At 43.5% G+C, this 21,553-nt stretch carries 28 protein-coding genes; 12 read left to right on the forward strand and 16 right to left on the reverse strand.

The genetic code is table 11. The features are described from left to right. Positions 1-79: 79 nt before the first annotated feature. The 13 genes from E4K67_RS22165 to E4K67_RS22230 form a co-directional block, all read right to left on the reverse strand. Positions 80-1,306, reverse strand: coding sequence for an acetylornithine transaminase (locus E4K67_RS22165; protein WP_135551126.1), 1,227 nt, complete (start codon positions 1,304-1,306; stop codon positions 80-82). A 108-nt stretch (positions 1,307-1,414) separates the two neighbouring features. Continuing rightward, entirely contained in the window at positions 1,415-2,314 is a 900-nt protein-coding gene (gene argB, locus E4K67_RS22170; RefSeq protein ID WP_135550740.1) for an acetylglutamate kinase, read from the reverse strand. Between the two features lie 17 nt (positions 2,315-2,331). Continuing rightward, entirely contained in the window at positions 2,332-3,588 is a 1,257-nt protein-coding gene (argJ, locus tag E4K67_RS22175; RefSeq protein ID WP_135550742.1) for a bifunctional glutamate N-acetyltransferase/amino-acid acetyltransferase ArgJ, read from the reverse strand. Between the two features lie 214 nt (positions 3,589-3,802). Beyond that, positions 3,803-4,828, reverse strand: a complete 1,026-nt coding sequence (gene argC / locus E4K67_RS22180; protein ID WP_135550744.1) for an N-acetyl-gamma-glutamyl-phosphate reductase — start codon at positions 4,826-4,828, stop codon at positions 3,803-3,805. Positions 4,829-5,195: 367 nt separating this feature from the next. Next, a complete protein-coding gene (locus tag E4K67_RS22185) occupies positions 5,196-6,362 on the reverse strand; it encodes a M20 family metallopeptidase (RefSeq protein WP_135550746.1) in 1,167 nt (388 codons plus the stop codon). A 104-nt stretch (positions 6,363-6,466) separates the two neighbouring features. Beyond that, positions 6,467-6,931, reverse strand: a complete 465-nt coding sequence (locus E4K67_RS22190) for a hypothetical protein (RefSeq protein ID WP_135550748.1) — start codon at positions 6,929-6,931, stop codon at positions 6,467-6,469. Next, positions 6,885-7,463: an RNA polymerase sigma factor gene (locus E4K67_RS22195; protein ID WP_135550750.1), complete on the reverse strand. Its 579-nt coding sequence runs from the start codon at positions 7,461-7,463 to the stop codon at positions 6,885-6,887. The genes E4K67_RS22190 and E4K67_RS22195 overlap by 47 nt, the downstream gene beginning before the upstream one ends. A gap of 238 nt (positions 7,464-7,701) precedes the next feature. Further along, positions 7,702-8,604 carry an arginase gene (rocF, locus tag E4K67_RS22200; RefSeq protein WP_135550752.1) on the reverse strand — a complete coding sequence of 301 codons (903 nt, stop codon included), beginning with the start codon at positions 8,602-8,604 and terminating at the stop codon, positions 7,702-7,704. Between the two features lie 218 nt (positions 8,605-8,822). Further along, positions 8,823-9,236 (reverse strand): endolytic transglycosylase MltG, encoded by a 414-nt coding sequence (locus E4K67_RS22205; RefSeq protein WP_135550754.1) that lies wholly within the window; start codon positions 9,234-9,236, stop codon positions 8,823-8,825. Next, on the reverse strand, positions 9,233-9,706 hold the full coding sequence (locus E4K67_RS22210; protein WP_135550756.1) for a DNA-binding response regulator: 474 nt from the start codon (positions 9,704-9,706) through the stop codon (positions 9,233-9,235). The genes E4K67_RS22205 and E4K67_RS22210 overlap by 4 nt, the downstream gene beginning before the upstream one ends. A 687-nt stretch (positions 9,707-10,393) precedes the next feature. Further along, entirely contained in the window at positions 10,394-11,104 is a 711-nt protein-coding gene (locus E4K67_RS22215) for an N-acetylmuramoyl-L-alanine amidase (RefSeq protein WP_135550757.1), read from the reverse strand. 1,505 nt (positions 11,105-12,609) lie between these two features. Continuing rightward, entirely contained in the window at positions 12,610-12,909 is a 300-nt protein-coding gene (locus E4K67_RS22225; RefSeq protein WP_158408544.1) for a hypothetical protein, read from the reverse strand. Between the two features lie 115 nt (positions 12,910-13,024). Continuing rightward, a complete protein-coding gene (locus tag E4K67_RS22230; protein ID WP_135550760.1) occupies positions 13,025-13,237 on the reverse strand; it encodes a helix-turn-helix domain-containing protein in 213 nt (70 codons plus the stop codon). 222 nt (positions 13,238-13,459) lie between these two features. Here E4K67_RS22230 and E4K67_RS31630 point away from each other — a divergent pair, with 222 nt between their 5' ends. From E4K67_RS31630 to E4K67_RS22290, 12 genes are all read left to right on the forward strand, one after another. Beyond that, positions 13,460-13,639: a helix-turn-helix domain-containing protein gene (locus E4K67_RS31630; protein WP_420841578.1), complete on the forward strand. Its 180-nt coding sequence runs from the start codon at positions 13,460-13,462 to the stop codon at positions 13,637-13,639. A 19-nt stretch (positions 13,640-13,658) separates the two neighbouring features. After that, a complete protein-coding gene (locus E4K67_RS22240; protein ID WP_135550763.1) occupies positions 13,659-13,889 on the forward strand; it encodes a helix-turn-helix transcriptional regulator in 231 nt (76 codons plus the stop codon). 124 nt (positions 13,890-14,013) lie between these two features. Next, a complete protein-coding gene (locus E4K67_RS22245) occupies positions 14,014-14,256 on the forward strand; it encodes a hypothetical protein (RefSeq protein WP_135550765.1) in 243 nt (80 codons plus the stop codon). After that, the gene (locus E4K67_RS22250) at positions 14,256-14,480 is read left to right on the forward strand and encodes a hypothetical protein (RefSeq protein ID WP_135550766.1); all 225 of its coding nucleotides are present in this window, start codon (positions 14,256-14,258) and stop codon (positions 14,478-14,480) included. Before E4K67_RS22245 ends, E4K67_RS22250 begins: the two co-directional genes overlap by 1 nt. A 161-nt stretch (positions 14,481-14,641) precedes the next feature. Next, positions 14,642-15,949, forward strand: coding sequence for an FtsK/SpoIIIE domain-containing protein (locus tag E4K67_RS22255; protein WP_135550768.1), 1,308 nt, complete (start codon positions 14,642-14,644; stop codon positions 15,947-15,949). Between the two features lie 25 nt (positions 15,950-15,974). Next, positions 15,975-16,496 (forward strand): replication-relaxation family protein, encoded by a 522-nt coding sequence (locus E4K67_RS22260; protein ID WP_158408547.1) that lies wholly within the window; start codon positions 15,975-15,977, stop codon positions 16,494-16,496. A 4-nt stretch (positions 16,497-16,500) separates the two neighbouring features. Next, positions 16,501-16,746, forward strand: coding sequence for a hypothetical protein (locus tag E4K67_RS22265; protein ID WP_135550772.1), 246 nt, complete (start codon positions 16,501-16,503; stop codon positions 16,744-16,746). Between the two features lie 12 nt (positions 16,747-16,758). Then, positions 16,759-17,475 carry a M23 family metallopeptidase gene (locus E4K67_RS22270; RefSeq protein WP_135550773.1) on the forward strand — a complete coding sequence of 239 codons (717 nt, stop codon included), beginning with the start codon at positions 16,759-16,761 and terminating at the stop codon, positions 17,473-17,475. A gap of 15 nt (positions 17,476-17,490) precedes the next feature. Next, positions 17,491-18,213, forward strand: coding sequence for a hypothetical protein (locus E4K67_RS22275; protein WP_135550774.1), 723 nt, complete (start codon positions 17,491-17,493; stop codon positions 18,211-18,213). A gap of 59 nt (positions 18,214-18,272) precedes the next feature. Continuing rightward, entirely contained in the window at positions 18,273-18,503 is a 231-nt protein-coding gene (locus tag E4K67_RS22280) for a hypothetical protein (RefSeq protein WP_135550776.1), read from the forward strand. A 151-nt stretch (positions 18,504-18,654) separates the two neighbouring features. Continuing rightward, entirely contained in the window at positions 18,655-19,152 is a 498-nt protein-coding gene (locus tag E4K67_RS30780) for a hypothetical protein (protein ID WP_243454583.1), read from the forward strand. Positions 19,153-19,169: 17 nt separating this feature from the next. Beyond that, positions 19,170-19,373, forward strand: a complete 204-nt coding sequence (locus E4K67_RS22290; protein WP_135550778.1) for a hypothetical protein — start codon at positions 19,170-19,172, stop codon at positions 19,371-19,373. 517 nt (positions 19,374-19,890) lie between these two features. On the opposite strand, the gene E4K67_RS22295 is transcribed toward E4K67_RS22290, so the two are convergent. The 3 genes from E4K67_RS22295 to E4K67_RS22305 all read right to left on the reverse strand — a co-directional run bounded on the left by E4K67_RS22295 (position 19,891) and on the right by E4K67_RS22305 (position 21,470). Further along, positions 19,891-20,166, reverse strand: coding sequence for a hypothetical protein (locus E4K67_RS22295; RefSeq protein WP_243454584.1), 276 nt, complete (start codon positions 20,164-20,166; stop codon positions 19,891-19,893). A 211-nt stretch (positions 20,167-20,377) separates the two neighbouring features. Continuing rightward, positions 20,378-21,145 carry a DUF5677 domain-containing protein gene (locus E4K67_RS22300; protein ID WP_135550781.1) on the reverse strand — a complete coding sequence of 256 codons (768 nt, stop codon included), beginning with the start codon at positions 21,143-21,145 and terminating at the stop codon, positions 20,378-20,380. Between the two features lie 112 nt (positions 21,146-21,257). Next, positions 21,258-21,470, reverse strand: a complete 213-nt coding sequence (locus E4K67_RS22305; protein ID WP_135550783.1) for a helix-turn-helix domain-containing protein — start codon at positions 21,468-21,470, stop codon at positions 21,258-21,260. Positions 21,471-21,553 lie beyond the last annotated feature (83 nt).

Consider the following 21,553-nt stretch of genomic DNA (forward strand, 5'->3'; position numbering starts at 1 on the left):
TTAGTAATTCAACTTCTCCTTCTATCTTCTATCTTCGCCTACCGACTCTGGATTCTGGGCTCTGATTTCTGGCTTCTGATTACCAGAGTTCAGAAAATACTGCATCCAAAATTTCCAGTGCCTTATCCATCTCTGGTTTTTCGACAATCAGAGGGGGGAGGAAACGCAAGATCTTGCCACCAACACAGTTGATAAGAAGCCCGTTTAGTCGGCAAGCCTCTACGATCTCGGGGCCCAACTTAGAGACAGGCCACCCTATAATAAATCCCTGTCCTCGGACGGGATCTCCGGTCAGATACTTACTGGCCAGTTCTTCAAGTCCCTTTTGAAAATAACCGGAGCGTTCCTGAACCCCTGCCATGAATCCATCCTCGAGCATCACATCCAAGACTGCGCACCCTGCGGCAGTCGCCAAAGGGTTTCCCCCAAAGGTTGACGCGTGATCTCCAGGCTGAAAAGCGTTGGCAACTTTATCTGTGGCCAACATGGCTCCAATTGGTACTCCACCGCCCAAGGCTTTAGCTAAGGTCATGATATCTGGAACCACACCGCTCCACTCATAGGCAAAGAGTTTCCCTGTCCGTCCAATGCCACACTGTACCTCATCAAAAATCAACAGAGCATCAAATTGATCACACAGCTCTCGTGCTCCTTGTAAAAACTCAAGAGAAGCAGGAAGCACGCCCCCTTCTCCCTGAATGGGCTCAATAAAGACTGCTGCTGTGTTAATATTCACTTTAGCCTTTAGACTTTCAAGATCGTTCAATTTTGCATAAGAGCATCCTACTGGAAGCGGATCGAACCCTTCTTGATATTTAGTCTGACCTGTGAGCGTGAGGGTTGCCAAGGTTCGACCGTGAAATGAATTTTCCAGTGTGACTACTTCATATTTGTGGGCTCCAAAGTTTTTCTTAGCATATTTACGGGCTAGCTTAAAAGCCGCTTCATTCGCCTCCGCTCCACTGTTGCAAAAGAACACTTTATCCGCAAAGGAATTTTCCACCAAGCGCTCAGCCAAGGCGACTTGGTTTGGTATCCAGTACAAATTTGAGGTGTGCATAATCTCTTTGGCCTGCTCTTGGACAGCACGTACGATCGCTGGATGACTATGTCCCAGTGAATTAACCGCTAGCCCTGTCAAAAAATCTAAATAACGCTTTTCTTCCGTGTCCCAAACCCAGGCTCCGTCTCCTTTGACGATCGTCATTGGTAGGCGGCCATAGGTATTCATGACTGCATTTTTCCCTCGTTCGATAATTACCTCGCTTGATAACCCTTCTAATTGTTTCAAGTTTAATCCCCCCATCTTTTCAATATTGATCTTCATATATCTAATATTCATATTCTCATTCGAACCTCGAACCTCGAACCAACTAATTCTGGCATCTGATTACTGATTTCTGGCAATCAGTAATCAGATGCCTTTGAACATCGTTCCGATTCCACCATCTGTAAACAGTTCCAGTAAAATAGCATGACTTAGGCGCCCGTCTAAGATATGCACACTTCCAACTCCACCCTCCAAAGCGGAAACTGCACACTCTACTTTAGGTAACATCCCGCCGGTTAAGATTCCTTCGGCTGTAAGCTGATCGACTTCCCCTCTGGAAATAGTAGAGATAAGGGAGTCCGGATCCGTAACATCGCGCAGTATGCCACTCACATCTGTCAATAAAAGTAACTTATCTGCCTTCAGTGCCTCAGCAATTTTCCCCGCAACAGTATCCGCATTCACGTTATACGTTTCCCCATTTTCTCCACTGGCAACTGGAGAAATGACGGGGATATATCCATGTCCCAGTAAGGTGTTCAAAATATCGGGCGTGACACTCTGTATTTCTCCAACACACCCCAAATCAACATCTTCCATCTGCCCTTGGCTATTTGCCATCTGCATGGGCTTCTTAGTAGCTATGAGGAGTTGCGCATCTTTCCCGGATAAACCGACACCCTTCCCACCAAAGCGATTGAGAAGAGATACCATCTCTGTGTTCAACTTTCCTAACAAAACCATTTGTGCAATCTCCATGGTTTGGGCATCAGTAACTCTTAAACCCCGTACAAATTGACTTTCAATCCCTACTTTCTTCAGCATGGCGTTGATCTCTGGTCCGCCGCCGTGCACGACTACTGGCCGAATTCCCACAGAATGCAAAAGCAAGACATCCATTATGACCGACTCTTTCAAGACTGGATCAATCATGGCGTGCCCGCCATACTTAATGACGACGGTCTTTCCTGCAAATTTCTGAATATAGGGAAGGGCTTCTACTAAAACTCGAGCTTTGCCTAATCCCTGTTCCATCGGTGTCAATTCTTTACCCTCCCATCTCAAGTTCGGTAACTCCCATTAATGGTGACGTACTCGTGGGTCAGATCACACCCCCAGGCAGTTGCCTGTTCTTCTCCCATATGAAGGTTCAATCTAATATGAACGTCTTTCAAAGCAAGAATTTCTTTAGCCTTTTCTTCTGAAAACGCTACTCCTCTTCCCGCTTGTGCAACGATTAAATCCCCTAGCAAGATATCAACCTTTTCTGGGTTAAACTCTGCTCCAGCGTACCCTGCTGCCGTAAAAATACGACCCCAATTTGCATCTTCTCCGAAGAGGGCTGCTTTTACTAAGCTAGAGCCGCAAATACTCTTCGCAATTTTTTGGGCGTCTTCTTTTGTTTTCGCTCCGAATACCTTGACCTCCATAAATTTACTGGCTCCCTCTCCATCTCGGGCAATGTCTTGAGCCAGCTGAATGCACATCGTCTTCACCATATTCTCAAAGTTAGACAACTCTTCTTTGCTCAGGGTCATACCTGAGGCCCCATTCGCCAAAAAGAGGACCATATCATTGGTGCTGGTATCCCCATCTACGGTCACCATGTTGAAACTTTCGTCAACCGCTTCACGTAAGATACGCTGCAATTCCGAAGAAGCAATGTTAGCATCCGTCGTCAGGAAACCCAACATGGTTCCCATATTCGGATGAATCATTCCAGATCCTTTAGCCATCCCCCCTAGGCGGACCACTCCTCCCTCACAAGGAAGTTCATACGCACGTTCTTTGACTGTCGTATCCGTCGTCATAATCGCTAATGCTGCCCGATGCGCTCCGTTCTCTGAAATCTCCTTTGGCTCACGAATCCCCTTGACCATATCTCCGAGGAGCTCTGCACTTGCCGCCCGAATTCCACTTAAGACTCGATCAATCGGCATCTCGACCCCAATCACACCAGTTGAAGCCACGAGAACATCCTCAGCAGGTACAGCCATAAACGTTGCTACCACTTGAGCCATCGCCAGAGCGGCATGATCGCCAGCTACTCCAACACACGCATTGGCGTTACCACTATTAACTACAATTGCTTGGGCTAAACCATTCTGCAAATGGCGCTGCGTTAGATAAAGAGGGTGTGCTTTGACCAAATTCCGAGTATAAACACCGGCAGCTTGAGCTTGAACTTGGGAGAAAACCAACGCCACATCATATTTATCCTTAGCCTTAATTCCTGCCTGGACGCCAACTGCATAAAATCCCTTCGGGGCAGCTACTCCCCCGTTAATAAACTTCCAAGCTATACTATTGTTATCCACTAATTTACACTCTCCTTCACTTAGCCCAAGTATAAATCCAGGCTAGTGCCAACCCCAAATGCTGGCAGTCCCACTAACTATCAAAGCCTACAATTACTTACATATCTCTATGAAAAATCGAAGAAAGATCTCTATGCGATTCAAGTCAGGATCGATACAAGTTCAGGAACCGTCCCCCAGCTTGCACGGGAACCGTTTCCCCGGCTTGCACTAATCAGGGCCAGAGGGCAGTTCCAGAAATTCCTTGGCTCTCAGGGTATCCCATCGCCAGATTCATATTTTGAATTGCCTGGCCTGCTGCCCCTTTCATCAGATTATCAATCGTTGCCACAATGATGACATTTCCAGTTCTCTGATCCACTGTCAATTGTAAAAAAGCATTGTTGCTTCCACTGGCAAATTTCGTCTGGGGCCATGCCCCTAGAGGTAAAACGTGTACGAACTCCTCTCGCTCATACTGTTCTTTCCAGCACTCCCGAAGGTCCTCCTCTTGAATCCCTGGCTGAACCGCAGCATAAATCGTGACCAGCATGCCCCGCGTCATAGGAACTAAATGAGGCGTAAAATTCACGGTTAGTGGCACTTTGGCAGCTCGAGACAGTTCTTGTTCTATTTCTGGGGTATGGCGATGATTTCCTACCCCGTAAGCCTTAAAGTTTTCATTAACTTCAGCATAGTGCGTGCCTAACCCGCCCCCACGACCAGCCCCGGATACGCCCGACTTGGCATCAATAATTAAATAATTTGTTTGAAGCAAGTTATGGCGGAGCAGAGGAACTAGGGCAAGTAAGGTTGCTGTTGGATAACAACCCGGATTTGCAATTAGGGATTGTCCCCTAATTTGCTCACGATAAAGCTCCGGCAACCCGTATACCGCATCTTTAAGAAGCTCTGATGCGGGATGCTTAACCTTATACCATTCCTCATAAACCTGGGCAGAATTCAACCGAAAGTCTGCCCCTAGATCAATGACTTTAATGTTGCGTGCTAAAAATGCACTGGTTCTTGCCGCCGTCAACCCATGTGGGAGTGCGCAAAATAGCACATCAAGATCTGGTACGTTTTCATCCTGCAAAATCCCCACTCTTTGACCGCTCCAATGTGGATATACTGATTCATAATCCTCCCCCGCTACGCTGGAGGAAGCGAGATACAGGTCCCCCACTTCCTCATGGCGTTTCAACAAACGGACTAATTCCTGTCCTGCATATCCCGTGGCCCCTAGTACACCAACCTTCATGTCATAACCCTCCAATCTTCGGATTTACTCTTTTCTATACGATAAGAGTAAAACTGTCTTTATATGCTTTCTGGAAGCATAAGTACGACTTGGCGGCCGCCTTAGCTGAGGTTCAGCGCCAACCAAAATTTTATTTATCTTCTGACTAACTGTCCAGCACAAGGTTCAGATAGCGAACTATTCTAGTCATTTTAGCTCTTGGATAAGTGCCTTAAAACTCTCATTAAAATATTCATTTATAATTATACATTTAATTGTATAAACATTCAATACTATACCGCTAAAAAAGAGGGGTCCTCTCCCCTCTTTTATACTAACCTATCTATGGTTCCCAATTTTGTATGTATTAATTATGATGTCACCAAAATCACTTCACTGTAAGAAACTCCCGCTTCATCTGTTGTAATAGCTTGTTATCACTTACAACGTCCCAGCCCGTTAAAGCGAGCGCAAGCATTGCCAACATAACTAAACTCTCCCCATCAGGAGAAAGGGCCGCTTGGGCAAAATCCCGGGTATGTGGAATCTCTGTGCCCATTCCTAACGTTAAATAGGGATGAATCGCCGGAACAGCGCGACTCACGTTTCCCATGTCTACAGAGCCCATTGCGGTTTGAGGAGGAGCAATTTGCTGAATTCCCAACTCGTGCAGGTTTTTAGTAAAACACTCAGCCAAGGCCAGATTCGTATGCATTTCATCATAAGAAAACTCGAATTTCTGCCAAGTCATCTTTGCTGAGACCATGGTGGCTGCCCCTTCAGCGCAACGAATTACTTGTTCTCTCAATTCATCCAAGTCTTTACGTTTTCTTGCTCGTATATAAAAACGTGCAACCGCTCGTTCAGGGATAATATTGGGGGCAGTTCCTCCCTCAGTGATAATTCCATTAACTTTCATATCTTGAGGAATCTGCTTTTTTAATGCGTTGATCCCAACGAAGAAATTGATGAGAGCATCTAACGCATTTATACCGAAAGAAGTAGCTGCTACAGAATGGGCAGCTCTTCCATGAAATGTAAATTCCAACGCATCCAAAGCTAAGCTGGAAATTACAGGAACGTTTTGACTACCTGGATGAAACATTATTGCAGCGTCAACATCCTTAAAGATCCCTTTTTCAACTAAAGTCACTTTCGCTCCACTTGTTTCTTCAGCTGGACTACCAATCACTAAAATTTCACCCGCTAGTTCCAAACTCTTACTCAAGATGACTGCTGCACCTGCACTGGCAGCTCCTATTAAGTTATGACCGCAGCCATGCCCCACACCTGGTAAGGCATCATATTCCGCCAAATAAGCAATCCGTGGGCCTGGACGTGTACCTTTAAATCGGGCCAAAAAGGCCGTTTCTACCCCAGAGATCCCACGTTTTACTTCAAACCCATGTTTCTGAAGATAACAGCATAACACCTCAGCCGCAAAATATTCCTTGTATCCAAGTTCTGGATGTTCCCCAATCTGGCGCGCAACTTCCCATACATCTTTGCGGAGATACTGTGCCTGATCCCTGAAAAACTCCTTTATTGCATCCATGGAGTATCCCATCTCTCTTCTTCTCTTCTTCTCTTTATTGATTTGCTCTAGGGCATAATGACTAATTACTTCCCACGATTACAGTTTAATCCCATTTTAACTTTTTAGATAGAGGGTTTTTCATTCTGAACTTGATTCGCACTCCTAAATATTACAAAAACGGATACTAACCCGAATATTGGCCATGAAATAACCCCCCACAGAAGACTTAGTCCTGTCTCCAACTCCCTTAAGAGTATCAACTTCTCTAGTATTACGTGTCCAATTTGCTGCAGATCAGAAACATAAGTTAATCCAGATACCATAAACCATAGCGCATTTAATCCTTGAAAGACTATATTACGTTCAAACCATAAAAAGACCCCAAAAGCTAATCCCGCGACCATTAAACTAATGACTAGCCCGATACCCCACTTTCTAAGCTCGACAATGCGTTTTTCCTTTCCAAAATCCACAGGATTGGCCACTATCTGAGCTATAAGCTGTGTTTGAAAATGTTCTAGCACTGTACCGGGAATGGGTTTATCTTGAAACAGTTGAGTCAACAACGCCTTGTCCATCTCCTTCATGGATATCCCGCCTTTCCAAGTGCTTACGCAGTTTTTCTTTTCCCCGATGGAGGTAGGTCTTGACACGACTTATTGGGACGTCTAACACTAAGGCTATTTCCTCGTACGATAGTTCTTGATGAAAACGCAAATAGAGTGCCAGTCGATAATGTTCTGGGAGCTCGTTTAACACTTCCGCAAGCAGGGAGACTTGTTCTTTTGCAAGCAAGACCTCCTCTGGCATGGGTTGATGATCAATCAAGTTTTCATCTGGGAAGAGAGGTACCTCTCTTCGCCGTTTACGCAAAAGGTCAAGAGCTTTATTCCGAGCGATAGTGTATAACCAAGCACGAAATGGATGCACCTCAGAGTATCGACTTAGATTTCGGTAGGCTGCTAGAAATGCTTCCTGAGCGCAGTCGAAAACCTCCTCATCCGTGCCGAGAGTTCTCCGCAAAAAATGAATTAGCGGTATTTGATAACGCTCTACAAGGTCTGCAAATTTTTCGTGATGGCCGTCGAGTACTTGCCGAATGATCTCGGCATCTTCCATACCACTTTAGCTCCTATCCTGAGTTCTAAATCTAACTCAAACTCTAACTCTTAATATTCCCTCACTCTATGTACGTATGACTAAGCTTAATAGTTTCTTCTCAATTGAGAAGCTTCCTAAAGAAGCCAAACATCAAGTGATAGTTCATCTTGCACAAGTTCCATTGTATTTCTTAACACTTTATCTTCTGCACTCATTGACTCAATTCCTCTCATCCAATTTCATTTGCAACCTGAAATCAGTAAATTCGTTTTCCAAAAACCGAACATATCAGTCCCACTGCTAGTTCGGCGGTTTTATTCCTATTATCTAGAATCGGATTAACTTCTACTACCTCCATACTTAATACAAGGCCAGAATCTGCCAAGTGTTCCATCGCTAAATGCGCCTCTCGATACGTAATCCCTCCGAGAACGGGCGTCCCGACGCCAGGCGCCTCCTCAGGATCAATAACATCTAAATCAAAACTCACATGAATTCCATCTGTCCCTCGAGAAGCAATCTTTATGCCCTGGGAGATAACCTCCTGCATACCTAATTGATCAATGTCCCGCATTGTAAACACAGTGATCTTAGATTGGTGTAGCATTTCGCTCTCTTGGGGATCTATTTCACGGGCCCCAATAATCACCGTATTCTCCTCACTAATTTTTTTATGTTCTCCCCCAATTGACGTTAATTCTGGTGCCCCAATACCGTTAGCCACAGCCAAGGGCATTCCATGGATATTGCCGCTGTCTGTTGTTGCAAGTGAGTTATAGTCTCCATGTGTATCAAACCAAATCAATCCGAAATGACGTCCGTCTGACGCCAGACCTGCAAGAGAACCGATTCCTAGACTATGATCTCCACCGAGAATTACCGGTATAACCCCCTCTTTCATTGCCTCGGACACCATGAGATGGAGCTGTTCGTTAACTTTTACGATTTCCGGCAAATATTTAAGCCGCTTATCCTTGATTTCAAGCTCCTCCTGAACTGGAACCTCAACATTGCCAAAATCCTCTACATCCCATCCCAACTGTCGTAAACGCTCATTTAAACCAGCAGTACGAATTGCACTAGGGCCCATATCTACCCCGCGCCGACCAGCCCCCAAATCAATAGGTACACCAATAATCCTGATGACATTCTTTTGCATAGATTTATACCCCCTATCTTGATTCTCTCCTCCGAGTAATTCACTCAAAAGAAGCCAAACCCCTTGGTGAAAGGTAGTCTCCCTCACATCAGCCAAATTCCCAGTCTATCTTAATGTACCCCCAATATAGAAAAAGCTTGCAAATAATTTTGCAAGCAGCATATATCTCATAATAAAAGTCAACGACCGTTCTCAGACTACTAAGTTCCTCACTTAAGTCACTTTAATAATCGACGAATCAATTCCTCCGTGGTAAGACCCAGAGACACAGTAAATGTCCCTGCTTTAAACTGACTTTCTGCCCCCATTTGATGAGCACTCTCTAAGAAAGACTTTTTATCCTTAATCAAGCCTTGAGCGACCAATAAATCTGCGATCTTTTCCGAACTAGCTCCTTTTGGAATAATGAAATCCTGTTGAATAGGTATATTAGGTTCAGCAACCGGCAGAGGATCAGCTTGTTTCTCAGCCGCAAGGGGTGGATTTATTGCTTCTTGCTTTACAGATGGAACAGAAGCTAGATCTTGAGGTATCACAGCTTGTCCCTGTTGTGGTGATATGACTAGCGCCAACATTGCACTAATAATAAGCCCCGAACTCAAGCCGAGCAAGAAGGAACGAGTTACTCTCATTTCGCAGCTCCTTTTGATTGCGTCTGCAAAACCATCATTACTGCATCCTGACTTAACAATAATTGTTGAGCTATTTCAGGTATACGATGACCCTTGGCCGCAAGTTCTATCACTTCTTGATATTTCGGTGAGATATTGCGTTTCCGTTCACTCCCACTTGTTCCTTCTGTCTGCTCTTTGGTCTTTAATTCATAAAGTTGACTTTTTTCATTACACTCAATTCCTCTATGTTCTATTTCCTTATGTTCTATCTCTCTATGGGCAGCATTCTTAGATTCGTTCTTTTCCACTGTTTGTATTTTGTCCTCGAGAATATGCACCTGATCCTGAACCTGAATAATCTCTCTTTTTAAATACGCTAGCCCCTTTAAAGCAGTCATAGCTTCTTCGTTGGGTGGATTCTGCCAACGCCAACCCAGGAACAAGAATACAATTCCAAGTAAAAATAAAATGATCGGCAAATTACTCACAAAACCACTTCCTTTTTCTTCCTCTACGCAGGGTTCGCCTACATAGTTTTATTTCTGTCTTTATCCACTTAGATAACTAGAATATTCGCGGAAAATTACGGTTTTCCTGCAAAACCATCCATTTCCAACTATCTCTTTTACTAATGTGCGCAAGCAAAACGATCTACGAAAGCAGAATAACATTCCGTGTAAGCTTACCACCGATACAGGGCCGCAGCAACATAGCATTTCGTCGCGCCGTTACGGCGCCTTGCCCTCCTTTCCGGCGCTTTAAAATGCAAGTTCAAAACAACTGTCCCAAACTTGCACAAGAACCGTCCCTAAACTTGCATTGAAACGCCCCTATATCACAAGACGGTGCACATAAAATGTGCGGTCTCCTACGTTCCATTCTATCACCGTCTACCCCCCCGTCTTCCGTTTCGTTTTACCGTTCCCCGCCCAAGCCAGGGATGCAGCGTCACACTAGCGCGACGCTTTTACGTAAGCACAATAGCAAACTTCCGCGTAAGCCCGAACCAAAAAACGGGGCGGCGCACAAGGACGTGCGTCGCCACCATTGCGCTAAGGACGGCGCATATGGCGAAATACTCACTCGTGTTTTGCCCCGCTCCCCACAGTAGGAGCTTACACGCTTAGTTTGCTCTGCATCGTAAGCACCGAGCTTGGTGTGTCCCAAGTCCCCTACTACTTACTAAAATACACACTTAAACCCTGATATATGGCAATAGCTAGTTTTTCTTGATACTCTGGAGTTGTAAGCAGTTGTTCTTCTTCAAGGTTTGATAGAAATCCTAGTTCGACGGTTACTGCCGCTTGATGTGCCTTTTTCAAAACGTATATATCCTGATTTCCTTTAGCCACTCTTTTGCCCTGCGTCATACTATTCAACTCCTGCTGAATAGCCTGAGCCAGCAACTTCCCTTCTGGCGAACCCGAATGATAGAACGTCTGTGCACCCGTCAATTTTGCGTCTGGAAAACTGTTCGCATGAATGCTTAGATATACTTCAGCTTGGACGTCCATGGCAAGCTGGATGCGTTGCGCCAAATCTTCTCGTTTTCTCTTTAAAAGGCCCTGTGCCGTACCTAAATCGCTGTCATCTTCTCTGACCATAACTACTTTAGCCCCACCTTGCTCTACTAGGACTTGCAGTCGTTTGGATACAGCCAAGGTCACCTCTTTCTCTAGTACTTTACTTATGCCCACTGCACCTGGATCTACACCCCCGTGACCCGCATCGATAACGACAACTCTATTTCCCAAGGTCCAACTCCATATTTTTTTATCCTGTCCACCAAATCCCCAGCCAAGGGCTAATGTCATAATAAGCGCAAGAGCGATTCCCAGAACTACCCGTCTACGTCGTTTCATACTTACAACCCAGATTGGTCTCATTTCCATCAGCCTCCCCCAGTCTATTCCGTCTTACCTTATGGGGGAGATATTCAAAATATGCATTTAGCTTGTTCATTTCAATTATTGCTTGTCATAACACACAAGCAGCGTATTTAAAATAACATATTACTCACTTATTACCGTTGAATACTTCTCCGAGTTGCTCGAGATAAATGGGCGTATCCAGCGTTACGCTACAATGCTTTTCTAGGTTCCGATACCATTAAATTATAGGAACCTAGAATCCCAAAGATAATAGATTTCTTCTTCTTGTTCATTACCCTTGTGGAAGAATCATAGCCAGTCCATTACTACATGTCACCACCTCCGGGAGGTTTTTGTTTCCCCACAAAGAAAAGAGCCTAGGCATAACAGTTAAGGTCACTATTACTTCCTATGGGCATATCCTGTAAGGGAAGGAGTGATAGTATGCTCTACCTCTGCCTGGGTTTATTTTTCATTGGTTTCATTATTCTATTTACGATCGATGATGCATCTGGAAAAGTTTTATTTGTATTTTCGCTCCCTATAATATTCTATATTTGCTTTATGGCAATAAATCTACTCTTTCGAGTTCTTTTTTGATGATTACACTGAGGTTCCTCCTCACCCCCGCCTTATCTGCCTTATCCCTTACTCCGCATCATGCGATCAATACTCCACGAACATTCAGTGGACATGCTGAATAACATGTATCAGGAATGCACTTATGGTAATCAAAATTGATTAGGTGGTGAAAATATATGCTTTTACTAGGTGTAGGGATTTTAGTAGCATTATTAATAATTATTGCTTTGTTGTTACGAATCATCGCGATAATTACTCCTCCATGCTGAGTTAGCTTAAGTCCACCTAAGTTGGCCTAGGCATTTATACCTGGGCCTTCTTTTACATCGGGCGTTAATACCGCGGTTACTCAGCATTATATGATTTAAACGAATCAAACTTGTATCCTCGTACTTAATTGGTACAAGTGGAGGTTTAGCTGCTCCTTATTTCTTGCGTTTATTCTTAGTCATGTTCCCCCTCCTTTGCCCAAACAGAAAATAGCCCCTAGGGGACTCTTCAAAATACAATAGAAAAACATAACTAATGCCTCGAAAAAACTTACGAAGGAGGAGGTGAACGTCATTGCCGGCACACCTTCGCAACACTGATGGATAATGCAGGAGCAAATAAAGTGAGCATTAAACACATTATGGGACACGCGAGTACTGATATTACCGACAAAGGTGTATACCTATAAGGATATTGAGGAACTTAAAAAGGCAATTGATCTGATCTAAATTTTTTTGTGTATTATATGTATATTACCCATCGAAATTCATAGATTCTCACAGGGGCTTAATAACACGAAAACCCCCGAACCACAATGGTTTGGGGGTTTTGCATTTTCACAACAATTAACGTTTGGAGAATTGAAAACCCGCGCAGATTAGGGATCTTCGACTCATTTGTGTCCTGCCAGTGTCTTATATATAGCACCTAATGAGTTCCTAGGCATGTTATGCTTTAAAACATATCTCTCTAAGTAAAGCAACCCCATCAATAAATCCTTTCCTATATACATCGCGGAGTGAGGCGTTTTCGTCAATTGTGGACAATTCTTCATACTGCATAAAAAGATTCTGCTCCGAACCTAATTTATCCCTTATGATCTTACTCAAGGAAATTAACTTTTCTTCCATCTTAGATTCCCTCGCTCCTTGGTGTGGAGTATTAAGGACTCTTTCTTCTATTAAGTAGTTCTCTATGATCTTATCGAGTAAACCATTGGAGTGAATCTGTTTTTCCTTAGCCTCCATTTTATCCATCTCCTACTTTTTTCGACTTACCTTCTGCTAAATAAGGAACGTTTATTCCCTATTATTAGAACACATGTTCTGTGTTTATTCAAGGGGTAATCTATCGTAATGTATTTCAATATTTTTCTCTCAAAAGTACTTCAAGTTCTACATCTAGGCATTCTGCAATCCTCGCCAATGTTTTGATCCGAGGTCGCTCTCTCCCCTCCTCAATAGCTGCAAGATATCCCTTGCTCATTCCGATCGTTTTTGCTAATTCAGCCTGGGTTAACTTCTTTGATCTACGATAGCGTGTGATATTCCTGCCTATCTCCCTGTTGTCATTCACTTATGTCTAGGCTCCTTAAGTATATATCTTTTCGTTAGTCGAAATAGTTTGCTTTAAGGGGACAAAAGTACATATCTCGCGCTATTCTACGACAGTATACGACAATTAAGTGTCGAATGGTATATATCAACGCATATATTGTCTGCAGTCAAAGGGAATGGGTTCATCGCCCGAGAAATACTTCCCTCGGTGATGGGATTGATAAATCAGTTACGAAAAGAAATGTTACTTAAGCGTATTACTCAGCAGGAGTTATCTAAACGCACTGGTATTCCTCAATCAGATATAAGTAAGATAGTCAATGACGAAAAGGAAATTTGGCTTCTTACGGCATTCAAAATAGCTGACGCCGTAGGGTGTACAGTCGATCATCTTTGGGGGTACAAGTATCGAAAAAGGTAAGCAGGAATCTGCTAAGGTAATGTGGAATAATCTTCCTGTGGTGATGAATATGAATAGAGTTCGAAAAGTAAGGCTACAAAAAGGTCTTACCCAACATGATCTTGCTGAACTCGCAGGGGTTCAGCAAAAGGAAATTAGTTTAATAGAAAATGATTTAAAACCAGATTTTACCCTTAAAGTCGCAAAACGTATTGCTAATGCCCTTGGAGAAACAGTCGACTATTTATGGCCCGATAAATGGCCCGATTAAGGAGGGCTATTTTTTTACGATAAATTATTGGCGTACATGCATATTATGGGTATACGCCAATATAAATACAACAGGTAATTTGTGACACACGCGAAACACACTCGAAGCATAGGAGGTACACAAAATGGCCGACATATTAATTCTTAGGGCAAGGCTCCGCAAGCGAGACAAGGACATCCAGCAGGCTGTTAAGCGCCTAAACCTAGAGGAAGGAGAAATGGCAGATATGCTCCGGGACGGATTCCGAATGAAACTAACTGAGATCGGAGCGATGCGACCACCAGCTCCTCCCATTACTCCAGATGACGCAAGACTCGTGGCCAGGGAGCTAATGAACAATCTCAAAGCTGAAAGGAGCGGATCATAGTGGCAAACGTACTCGACATCCTCAAGATCCAGAAAACCATCCGTAAGTCCATTAAGGACCATGTCATTGAATCCAAGCACGAGGAAGAAGTTTTGGTTATTCTGCTTTCGGCGGATCTCTATCTCGCTTTGGAGGAAAAGGATACCCCTCCCCCATCGAAGCCAAGGAGAAATGCTTCAGCGGTTACCCTCACGACCGTTCCCTCCGCTAACGAATCACAATAATTCTTATCATCATTATTGTGATTCGTTTCTCTTTTTTGCTTTGGCTGTTTCGTTCATATTCGTGGATGAAACCATTTAGATAGTAATGTGGCTTAAACTGGTGGACACCGTGACTGATAAACCATCTACGCATGGTTTCCACTAAACCAAGAAGGTGAAACATGGACAAATATGGTATGATCGGCGAACTTCAAAACGTTACTGAAGGATTAGGTCAGAAATATCGAAACTGGTTATTAAAAAAAGCCATGGGTGATGTTCCGGTTAGTGTTCGTGAAGTTCTTAATTCAGTTTATCCTGAGTATATAGGCAAGCAAAAGAAACTAGTCCCAATAATCTTAGTGGAGAAACGTGAAAAAGAGCATGAATGGTTTTATGTACTGTCTCTTCCTCCGGATCTACTGTTTGAGAAATTTCAAAGAGACTGTGAAGAATTATTTGCTCAAAGAATAGGGGGTCAGTGTAGAATCTCCAAGGAAGGTCGATCCGTAAAGATGTATCTATCAGACATGGAGCTTAATAATCTCTATCCATTTAAGTTTGACCCTAAGAAGCACACTGATAAATATTTACCTATTCCTTATGGCTACTCTACCACTGGTGAAGTTGTGGGCGATCTCAGCCACTACCCTTACCTGTTCATTGCCGGCAACCCCAGGGATGGAAAAACTAATCAGATTCTAAACATTATTGCCAGCTTACTCATAGCTAGTAAACACACCCCCAAGAGCCACTGTATGATTTTTGTGATCGATTATAAGCGAGTTGATTTTCAAGACTTCAAAGATTACATCTATTTATTCCAGGATCCTAACCATAAATCCCAAAGGGCATTACTTAAATTTATCTGTCTTGTAATAGAGGGTAGGGCAAAAATACTTAATGATCTGAAGTGTAAGGATTGGCACAGGGTTATCGACAAGGGCTACGACATCCCCTGGATCGTGATTATAGCTGACGAACTAACCATGATGCAGGATAAAGAATGCCAGCAATACTTCAACCAAATAGCAAGGGTCAGTGCAGCTGCCGGCGTAACTATCATAGGCGCTACTCAGCGCCCAAGTGCAGATATGTGGCAGTACGAGAAATTTAGCAATACCAGACAACTCTTTGATGCTAGACTGGCCCTACCCTTACCGGATATTGCGAGTAGCCATATCGCATTAGGTGATGGATACAAGCAAGCAGCATTTTTGCCAAAAATAAAGGGCCGAGCAATCTATAAATTCGGTGAAATACAAGAAGTTCAAACGATGAAGTTTCCAGAGGAGGAGAATGAAATTGCCAAAATACTTAATCGAATCAAAGGCTCCCCCGCCATTAACCCTAACATCTACAACGCAATGCAAATTGACGAATCATCAAATCTGCTCTTACCGAGACAGTCGAGTTATCGCGAGCCTAGAACACTACGGATTGCTGAATACGAACCAGATATATTCACTTCATTTTTCTTCCGTAAGTAAGCAGATGTGCAATAGGAGATTAAGGATGCTAGTGAAGCGCAAGGCCATTAAGCCACCTGGACGATATTCTATAAGTGAACCTAATTTCTACTTCTTAGACAAAAGGCCACAATCTCACATCGAGCATCGTTTAGGTGTTAACTGGATCGTCATATGGTTCGAGAAGTACGGCAAGAGGATTAAAGGTGATGTTATTTATCAAGTTGACTTCGAAGTTGATTATAAAATTATAAAACCAGATGCGTTTTTGGTCGTGCAAGCTAGGGACAAATCACTATGGTTCTTCTTCCTGGAATTCGATCGCGCTGAAAGTGGAAATGATTTCGGTAAGAAAGTAAAGAAGTACAACGATCTCTTTGAAACTGGAATGAAATCTGCATGGTGGCGCCAACACACGGACGGATTCCCTAGTATCTACGTGGTGACTACCGGATCTAAAGAGAAGATCAAGAAAAAGATCAGCGAGAACAATCGACATGGATTAGATTTTCAGATATTTAGTCTAGAGTGGATCATTACCCAGTGCTCGAAGAAGCAAGGAGGCTAGTAACATGGGCCTAAAGGGAGGATTCGATTGGGTATACTCTCAGGGCTATGGGCAGGTCATTATGGGGATTGCAGTAATAACAATTCTTGGTATGGCTGCTGAAACTGTTGTCGTGCTCTCTGGGTATCCTGATGCGATCAATACGGTTAAGAGAGCAGTAAAAAGCATCCAACTCCTAGCTTCAATCGGTTTACTCATTAAAGTGCTAATCGCCTTAAATGATCTAGCAAAAGGAAATTATCTAAACTAGGAGGGGGGTAGCATGGATTGGTTCGTAAAGGTGGTCTCCATAGTTATCTTTTGGTTCCTACTTTCCGCGCTAATGACAATGTTTCAGGGTAGGCGTTCCGCCAGGGTAATTAACCTACCAATAGCCTTGTTGATTATCGTTATTACCTTTGAGCACGCTGGACCAGCCCTAGCCAGGGTAAACGGTCACTACGAGGAAGTCCAGCAAGACGTCAGAGGGCTGACTGACGCACTCAACGTGGTCGGCAACACGCGAAATAAAGTTAACGACTCCATAGAGAACGTTGAAAACTCCCCAATCATAAATTTCGGATCCAAAGCAAAGCTACCCGGTCGCACGTTCTCTGAAATATTTAGTGGTGGTCACCTAGAATGGCCCCTGAAGTCAAAAGAGATTACGCAGAAATTCTCTCCGCCCGATCATCACGGCATAGACTTCGCTGTCGAAGCTGGAACACCCATCTTAGCTGCCAGAGAAGGACGGATCCGCGAAGCTGGCGTGGACTCGTCAGGTATTTATGGAAACTATATATTAATCGATCACGGCGGAGGATTCCAAACCTTGTATGCTCATTGCTCAGAACTTAAGACACAGCGTGGTAAGAATGTTTTTGATAAGGATGTTATTGCATTATCAGGAAACACGGGTAATTCAACTGGGCCACATCTGCATTTTGAAGTGCGGTACTCGGGTAAGGCTGTTGATCCGATGCAGTATCTAAGAAAGTGAAGGAGCGTGAATACTATGTTCATTGTATTGCGTAAGCAGTCCATCAAGCGCACCCTAGCCCTCTCCATCCTGCTCATCATCTCCGGCTACACCATCGCTAACCCCATCTCCGCTAGCGCATCCAATAAACCTCTAACGTATCTATACCCATATGCAAACAATAACCCCGTGGAAGTCACAGGATTGTTCTGGCTAGAGTCAACCCCAGAGATGGGCGCTTACCCCTTGGCAGCATGGACCACGATCTTAAGTAACAAAATGGTAGTCGTAGGCATACCCGAAAACCAAGGGTACATGATGGGATCTAGCATGATAGGTGATAAGTTAGGAAAGTACATCGTTTACCGGATAAAGAATAAACTGACAGCTACTCCCCCCAAAGAACTCGCGCCACAAAAGGCAACTTCCCCGCCTAAGGATAGTTTCGTTTACAAGCGCACAGTGGGCGATGTGACAGAGGAGATCAAAGTAGACGTGGGAGAACATTTTAAAGACAATGACTCGTTCAGGAAGTTCATGGACACCGTTAAGAAAAACCTTACTAGCGGTGATCTCATCAAGGAAACTAACAAGAACTCCAAGGTACCTGCTCCATCAGATAAAAAACTAACGTTACTCCCTGATGAAGCGCCTGCACCTGAGGCTACCCCCGAAGCAGCTAAGGCAGTTGGAAATACGCTTATGCTCGGTGGGGCGGCCCTGATGCTACTGAAACTGTTACCTCTTTTAGCATTATAAGTCATATTACGACATTTAAATGACGGAACAATATGGTAAACTAACCGAGAGGTGATGACGTGTCGATGGACGAAAACGACAACCTAGAATTACTATCTATTAAATGCCCACACTGCTCTGAAGTCACACGAGTTGACCAGTGGGTAACGATGGCCGTAAAAACTACATCCTGCTCAGCGAGCTTTAGCTTCATGGGTAAACCTAAGGATTCTAACAGTTTAATATGTCCGAAATGTAAGTCAGAAAGTAATTATCTAGAGATACTCGATGCGATGGCGAGAGAACAGTAGCATACAACGCCGCCGATAAGACTCCCGGCATTACGCCAAGGGGTCTTATTTTTTATGTTTAAAGGTCGCAAAACCATTAATCCTGTCACATGGAAGGGATTTGATTTACAATATTGAATTTATAAGAAAATTAAGAAAAGGGGTGAATCATTTGAAAGGTTCATGGAATGTGAAAATTGTAGGTGTATTTATCGCACTATTATTAACTATCAACGGATGCTCTAGTAATTCCGTACCAACCACTAGCCCCGTCAAAACTGAGGAGTCACAACAGGTTAAAACGCAAGTACAACCGGATACACCTGTTATAAAGGATGCTGCCCCTACTCCAGAAGCTACTACGCCAACCCCTGTACCGGTGATTGTTGAAGCGCCTGCCACAACTCCTGTCGTAACTCCCGCCCCTACTCCTACCACTCAAAAGGTCGTAGCTCCCGCTCCCGCTCCCGCTCCCGTCGCTCCACCGATTGTAACTCCTGCGCCAGCCCAAAAACAAACTCCTCAAGCTGTAACAGTATACATAACTAAAACCGGAGCAAAGTATCATAGAGACGGTTGCAGGTACTTATCAAAGAGTAAAATTCCAATTAGCTTATCGGACGCAAAGAGTGGTTACGGTCCATGTAGCGTCTGTAATCCACCTCAGTAAGGAGAAAGGATGATTCCATGCGCGACACATTCCTATTCCCTAACTTCATCCTCTTTCTGATCCTTTGGTTCCTCAGTCTAGCCCTCTTCTACTACATCATAAAAACAGCTGTCCGGAACGGAGTTCAGCAAGCACACGCGGGGCTGATCGAGTCAGTGAGGCAGATCGAGAAAGATGTCCATGAGATTAAGCTAGAAACAAGCAAAAAGGAGAGCAACTAAGCTCTCCTTAAAAGCAGAAACCCGGTGCCCCCACACACCGGGTTTCTGTAAACGGGATATCACGATAATCGATACTACAACCAACCATCTCTATGATCCACCACACTATACTATATGTCCCTGTCCCAGAAGATGTGACAAGACGCCGGTTAATCCCCGGCGTCTTTTTTATGCTCCGGCAGATCCCCCACAAGATTCGTAACATTTTTGGACAAGCAAGCATACAATACATCAGATGCGATAACAGGCATTTTATTCACTCCAAAAAGGGTAGCCGGGCAGACTCTCCTTTTTGAACCTCTAAATCCCTATAGTTTTCTCTCTTCAGGTCTTGGTCTTATGGACTGTGTTAACAGTCACATGTAAGGAGGGATGGTTTATGCCTCCCAAGCCAATCTCACCGGGAATTATTAACCGAATTATAAGAGCCTTATTAAGATTGATTAGGACCATCAAGTGTTTACTGAGTAAAAGGACGAAGGCGGTTTTATTACCACCTTCGTCCTAATCTTAATACCTACATCTTCCACAACATCCATTTGCAAGTCTGCAGCTCATACTTCAACTCAAACACCTTCATGACTCCGTCCACTTCGCTCTGGCAGCGAAAGCACAGCATACGATTGCCTGCGAGCTTCTCTTCAGTTGTGTGGATAACCTGTTGGACTTTGACAACAGAACCTTTATGCCGGAATCGGACTGGGTGAGGTTTACCGTTTAGATCAAACCAGCAGACCATTTCCACGAGCTCTGCCACTACTTTCATACATACATTCGCTCCTAATAAGAACATTTGTTCTTATTATAGCTTAAAATGAGCAAATTAGTACAGGTAAGTTTTGGGTATACTCTGACACTTGAAGATCGGGTGAGGCGTGCCGTTCTCGAACCAAGCTAGGACTTCGATGGGGGTTGAGAGGATTTTCATGGGATCACCCCGCTATTTTGATCTATATTAAAATGCTTCGTAAATACCAATATTATGTCATGGTGCTCAGAGCCCCCTACCTAGAAAACTCATCATCAATCAACAACTTGCTTTTTTCCCACGCATTAATTATCTCCTGTGAATCCATTGACCAATTTTGGGTAACTTGCAATAACATTCCTCTTGTTAACTCGATCGACTTAGAGATTATATCAGTGGCCTTGAATGGAAATTGACCAACTTTTACAACTTTTTTACCATCTAACTTTTGAATGAGTTTTAAGGATGATCTAACATTGCTATGTACGTACGAGGATTCAATACTATAAACAATGTCGTACCAATATTTAGCCTGTGTGTCCTCTAAATTGTTTGTCATTATATCCATTCTTCTCCAACTCGTTTTTGGTTTATAATTATCCTTAACAAGTTCATAGTTTTGTAATATAGAATTTCTAACATTATCATCAATTACTTCTTCAGGATAATTCCTTTCAAATCTATCGAGAATTCTTTTTCTTATGATATGGTCAAACTCGATAAACAACTTGATCCTGTCCTGCGGTTTCTCTGAGATATATACGAGATTTATTAAATTTTCCAGTAAAGTACGCAACAAAATACTTGCATCTTCTTCAAACCCAGAAACTATAAGAAGTCTAAAAGCTAATAGGGTTTTGTAAAACTTGGCCAGCATAAACATTGTAACATCCGCCAAATCATTATCAGGAATCTCGTTCTCTGTGAGATAGTCATCACATAACTTACAGAAAGCGTTAAGTGCAGTTAGTGATTTTTCATGGTTCAATTGCATTTCATTTAGCACATTGCCATTTGTATACATTTACTATCTCCTATCACCGTTAGATGGACTAATTATCTCACGACTTCCTCGCAAAATTACGGGAAACCTGTCCCACGAAAATATAAAGGCCCTTACCATAATAGTAAGGACCTCAACATTTTCCTACCAACTCATCTATCGAAACCCCTAGCCCCGCGGCCAACCTTGCGATCGTTTGTATCTGCGGAACCTTTCGTCCAGTTTCTATATCACTGAGATGTCTAGGACGAATTCCAATACTCGTGGCTAGGTTTACTTGGGTCAGGTTACGCCTTTTTCGGTAGTGGGCTATGTTTTTGCCGAGGGTTTCGTTAGTTTTGAGCATGATGATAGCCCCTCCGGATAATGTGAAATCTGGACTGTGATTGGGGTTGAGGGGATTTTTATGGTGTTGGGCTCTCTGCATAG

The organism is Desulfosporosinus fructosivorans, assembly GCF_004766045.1.
Classification (GTDB): Bacteria; Bacillota; Desulfitobacteriia; order Desulfitobacteriales; family Desulfitobacteriaceae; genus Desulfosporosinus; species Desulfosporosinus fructosivorans.

Coding starts and splice junctions, on each gene's coding strand:
- E4K67_RS22215 (WP_135550757.1), bottom strand. CDS start 11,104: ATGAGACCAATCTGGGTTGTAAGTATGAAACGACGTAGACGGGTAGTT.
- E4K67_RS22300 (WP_135550781.1), bottom strand. CDS start 21,145: ATGTATACAAATGGCAATGTGCTAAATGAAATGCAATTGAACCATGAA.
- E4K67_RS31630 (WP_420841578.1), top strand. CDS start 13,460: ATGTTACTTAAGCGTATTACTCAGCAGGAGTTATCTAAACGCACTGGT.
- argC (WP_135550744.1), bottom strand. CDS start 4,828: ATGAAGGTTGGTGTACTAGGGGCCACGGGATATGCAGGACAGGAATTA.
- rocF (WP_135550752.1), bottom strand. CDS start 8,604: ATGCAAAAGAATGTCATCAGGATTATTGGTGTACCTATTGATTTGGGG.
- E4K67_RS22245 (WP_135550765.1), top strand. CDS start 14,014: ATGGCCGACATATTAATTCTTAGGGCAAGGCTCCGCAAGCGAGACAAG.
- E4K67_RS22225 (WP_158408544.1), bottom strand. CDS start 12,909: ATGGAGGCTAAGGAAAAACAGATTCACTCCAATGGTTTACTCGATAAG.
- E4K67_RS22190 (WP_135550748.1), bottom strand. CDS start 6,931: ATGAAGGAGATGGACAAGGCGTTGTTGACTCAACTGTTTCAAGATAAA.
- E4K67_RS22165 (WP_135551126.1), bottom strand. CDS start 1,306: ATGGGGGGATTAAACTTGAAACAATTAGAAGGGTTATCAAGCGAGGTA.
- E4K67_RS22295 (WP_243454584.1), bottom strand. CDS start 20,166: ATGTTCTTATTAGGAGCGAATGTATGTATGAAAGTAGTGGCAGAGCTC.
- E4K67_RS22270 (WP_135550773.1), top strand. CDS start 16,759: ATGGATTGGTTCGTAAAGGTGGTCTCCATAGTTATCTTTTGGTTCCTA.
- E4K67_RS22265 (WP_135550772.1), top strand. CDS start 16,501: ATGGGCCTAAAGGGAGGATTCGATTGGGTATACTCTCAGGGCTATGGG.
- E4K67_RS22255 (WP_135550768.1), top strand. CDS start 14,642: ATGGACAAATATGGTATGATCGGCGAACTTCAAAACGTTACTGAAGGA.
- E4K67_RS22205 (WP_135550754.1), bottom strand. CDS start 9,236: ATGAGAGTAACTCGTTCCTTCTTGCTCGGCTTGAGTTCGGGGCTTATT.
- E4K67_RS22185 (WP_135550746.1), bottom strand. CDS start 6,362: ATGGATGCAATAAAGGAGTTTTTCAGGGATCAGGCACAGTATCTCCGC.
- E4K67_RS22195 (WP_135550750.1), bottom strand. CDS start 7,463: ATGGAAGATGCCGAGATCATTCGGCAAGTACTCGACGGCCATCACGAA.
- E4K67_RS22290 (WP_135550778.1), top strand. CDS start 19,170: ATGCGCGACACATTCCTATTCCCTAACTTCATCCTCTTTCTGATCCTT.
- E4K67_RS22260 (WP_158408547.1), top strand. CDS start 15,975: ATGCTAGTGAAGCGCAAGGCCATTAAGCCACCTGGACGATATTCTATA.
- E4K67_RS22305 (WP_135550783.1), bottom strand. CDS start 21,470: ATGCTCAAAACTAACGAAACCCTCGGCAAAAACATAGCCCACTACCGA.
- E4K67_RS22275 (WP_135550774.1), top strand. CDS start 17,491: ATGTTCATTGTATTGCGTAAGCAGTCCATCAAGCGCACCCTAGCCCTC.
- E4K67_RS22240 (WP_135550763.1), top strand. CDS start 13,659: ATGTGGAATAATCTTCCTGTGGTGATGAATATGAATAGAGTTCGAAAA.